Source organism: Microcoleus sp. N9_A2 (genome assembly GCF_036701775.1).
In the GTDB taxonomy this organism is placed as follows: domain Bacteria; phylum Cyanobacteriota; class Cyanobacteriia; order Cyanobacteriales; family Microcoleaceae; genus Microcoleus.
This window is the reverse complement of sequence record NZ_JAUBRH010000139.1, coordinates 1-2,356: the sequence shown is the minus strand read 5'-3', so window position 1 is coordinate 2,356 and position 2,356 is coordinate 1. Positions and strand designations below refer to the sequence as shown.

Genomic DNA, 2,356 nt, shown 5'->3' with positions numbered 1-2,356 from the left:
AACAAACCTTTAGCATTGAACCTTTAACATCAGTATCTGACTTATTAATCTGTATCCTGAGCTACTATTTAACGTGCGCTTACCCTGTGTAACCGAATACGTGAAAACCATTCTTGTTTAGGGTGCAAATCAAACAGCAGTAAACTTGGCGATCGCCCTTTGCTTTCAAAATCGATCTCGCCCCTATCCCATCCTAAATCTCATGCGGGCGAGATCCCTTTCAGTCCAAAAACGCGATCACCATTCAGCTCCATCCAACACAGATTAATCTTCCCCTAACCCTGAAAACAATAATACCAAATCTCGATCGCCACGCACCACGCGAGCAATATCAATCCCGTCCGATCTGGGGTAGTAAAAAATTAAGTAATCCTTAACAATAAATCCGCGCAAATTTGAGTCAAATATCTCATAACGTTTTCCCATATTGGGAAATTCTGCCACAAGTTTACATTTTTGACGGATGGCATCAAAAAGCTCGCTGGCAGCCTTAGAACTATTTCGAGCAATGTAGTCACAAATCTCATTCAAGTCTCGCACAGCTTCATCAGAAAATGTGTAACTGTTCATACCTCTGACTGTTCTATGCGATCGATCTTTTCTTGCAGTCTGGCAAAAACAAGTTCCCCATCAGTCACTTGTCCCTTAGCAATTTGTGCACTTCCCACTGCTATTTTCTCACGCAGTTCTTCGATGTGTCGTTTTCGTTCTCTCAAAAGCGCGATCGCTTCTCCAATGATTTCTTCAACACTGCCATATTTCCCGCTTTGCATTTGGGATTGAATAAACTCTTCATATTCTGGTTTGAGGACAATATTCATCTAATTGCTCCTTATCAAAGGATCTTTATTATAACTTAGGCTCAAAGCTTGCTGAAAAAGCGATCGGCTTAGTCGCCATCGCCCCTATCCCATCCTAAATCTCACGCGGGCGATCGCCCTTTCAGTCCAAAAGTGCGTGAAGCGTAGCTATCCCGTAGGGAATCGCCTTACAATCATGTCAAATATATTCAATTCTCCCCATCATCTCTTCAGGCGTATAAACTTCATAAATTAAAATCAAACTACGGATAATCTCGCCAACAGAACGAGAATCAGGAGGACAATAGACAATCCCCGGATAATCTGTGGTATCGCTTGCCATAATTAGAAAATCGTCATCGTGAGTTACTATCACGCGCTACTGTTCGCGAATAAACGCGAGGTGTAACTCATCACTTTTAGTACGCAATCCTGCATCCACTGTTGTCGTAACATCTATCCCATACCGACGCAAACCGCGCGAAATGTTAGAATCAATATGTTCATCTAAATGAAAACGAATTTTCTCACTCACCTCTAATTGCCCTCAATTGTTCTTCTAGCGGAGATGGTGAACTTTTGCGCTTTAATTCTTCCACAATAGATCGGCTTTCCGCAGTGTGACGATCGATTTCTTCTCGATGATCGTAATAATATGTCATTGCGGCATGAACCGAGGATAGTGGCAAATCATACTTTCCCGCGATTTCTTCTACAGAAATCCCCATTTTAAGATACATTTCCGCGATATGTGCCACAGCAATTCGATGACCCGCAATCCGTGGCTTACCACCAAGCATCCCAGGGGTAATTTCAATATGTTCTGTGATGACTGATTCCTTCGACATTTTAGTAAAAGACTCTTAATAGATAATGTTTAAGCTATTTAATGTTAGCACAGACAGGTTTAGCGCCATCGCCTCTCATTCATCCACCTGTATCTGCGTTCTTCTGCGGTTAAAGTATCCGCCGCGCAGCTATCCTGTAGGCGATCGCCCTTTCAGTCCAAAAGTGCGCCCCTATCCCATCTTAAATCTCACGCGGGCGAGATCCTTTCCTTCCAAAAGCGCGATCGCTCTTATTTAAATAATGTTAATATCGGAGCATGGATAGTGTGTACAGACTGCAAGGAGTTGAGTTTGAATGGCATACAAACAAATTCCAGAGCAACCTAGAAAAGCATGGCGTTAGCCTTGAAGAAGCCGCAGAAGTGTTCTTCGATCCATTCTATCAGGAGGGAGATGCAACGGGTAATCACTAACAGCGTAACTTTATTTTGGGTTACTCCCGCACTCAACGCCTATTACTGGTTGTTTATGTAGAACGCAGCTTGCGAATACGCATCATTTTTTTCCGTCCTGCTACCCGCACTGAAAGGAATTTATATGAACAATTCTGAAGAAGAAATAAAATTGCAATTGCGACCTCGTACAGCGGAAATAGTCTCGCTAAACATTCCAATAGATACTTTAGCATCACTTGCTGACGGGGCGACAGGTCGCCTGAAAGTCATACAGTCCGGCAACTCTAGACAAATAGCATGAAAAAAGATAGGG

6 protein-coding genes are annotated in these 2,356 nt (G+C 42.8%); 2 read left to right on the top strand and 4 right to left on the bottom strand.

Features of this window, described 5'->3' with window-relative positions; genetic code table 11:
- Positions 1-264: 264 nt before the first annotated feature.
- The 4 genes from QUA44_RS30380 to QUA44_RS30365 form a co-directional block, all read right to left on the bottom strand.
- Positions 265-570 (bottom strand): type II toxin-antitoxin system RelE/ParE family toxin, encoded by a 306-nt coding sequence (locus QUA44_RS30380; protein WP_333257616.1) that lies wholly within the window; start codon positions 568-570, stop codon positions 265-267.
- Positions 567-821 (bottom strand): type II toxin-antitoxin system ParD family antitoxin, encoded by a 255-nt coding sequence (locus tag QUA44_RS30375; protein WP_106146421.1) that lies wholly within the window; start codon positions 819-821, stop codon positions 567-569. The genes QUA44_RS30380 and QUA44_RS30375 overlap by 4 nt, the downstream gene beginning before the upstream one ends.
- 178 nt (positions 822-999) lie before the next feature.
- The gene (locus QUA44_RS30370) at positions 1,000-1,176 is read right to left on the bottom strand and encodes a hypothetical protein (protein WP_333257610.1); all 177 of its coding nucleotides are present in this window, start codon (positions 1,174-1,176) and stop codon (positions 1,000-1,002) included.
- Between the two features lie 151 nt (positions 1,177-1,327).
- Positions 1,328-1,648, bottom strand: coding sequence for a DUF433 domain-containing protein (locus QUA44_RS30365; RefSeq protein ID WP_333257608.1), 321 nt, complete (start codon positions 1,646-1,648; stop codon positions 1,328-1,330).
- 266 nt (positions 1,649-1,914) lie between these two features.
- Here QUA44_RS30365 and QUA44_RS30360 point away from each other — a divergent pair, with 266 nt between their 5' ends.
- Positions 1,915-2,061, top strand: a complete 147-nt coding sequence (locus QUA44_RS30360) for a BrnT family toxin (RefSeq protein WP_333257603.1) — start codon at positions 1,915-1,917, stop codon at positions 2,059-2,061.
- A 124-nt stretch (positions 2,062-2,185) separates the two neighbouring features.
- Positions 2,186-2,344, top strand: coding sequence for a hypothetical protein (locus QUA44_RS30355; RefSeq protein ID WP_333257600.1), 159 nt, complete (start codon positions 2,186-2,188; stop codon positions 2,342-2,344).
- The last annotated feature ends 12 nt before the right edge of the window (positions 2,345-2,356 follow it).

Bases quoted from the DNA above. Each gene is read 5' to 3' on its own strand.
- QUA44_RS30380 (WP_333257616.1), bottom strand. From the start codon at position 570: ATGAACAGTTACACATTTTCTGATGAAGCTGTGCGAGACTTGAATGAG.
- QUA44_RS30375 (WP_106146421.1), bottom strand. From the start codon at position 821: ATGAATATTGTCCTCAAACCAGAATATGAAGAGTTTATTCAATCCCAA.
- QUA44_RS30365 (WP_333257608.1), bottom strand. From the start codon at position 1,648: ATGTCGAAGGAATCAGTCATCACAGAACATATTGAAATTACCCCTGGG.
- QUA44_RS30355 (WP_333257600.1), top strand. From the start codon at position 2,186: ATGAACAATTCTGAAGAAGAAATAAAATTGCAATTGCGACCTCGTACA.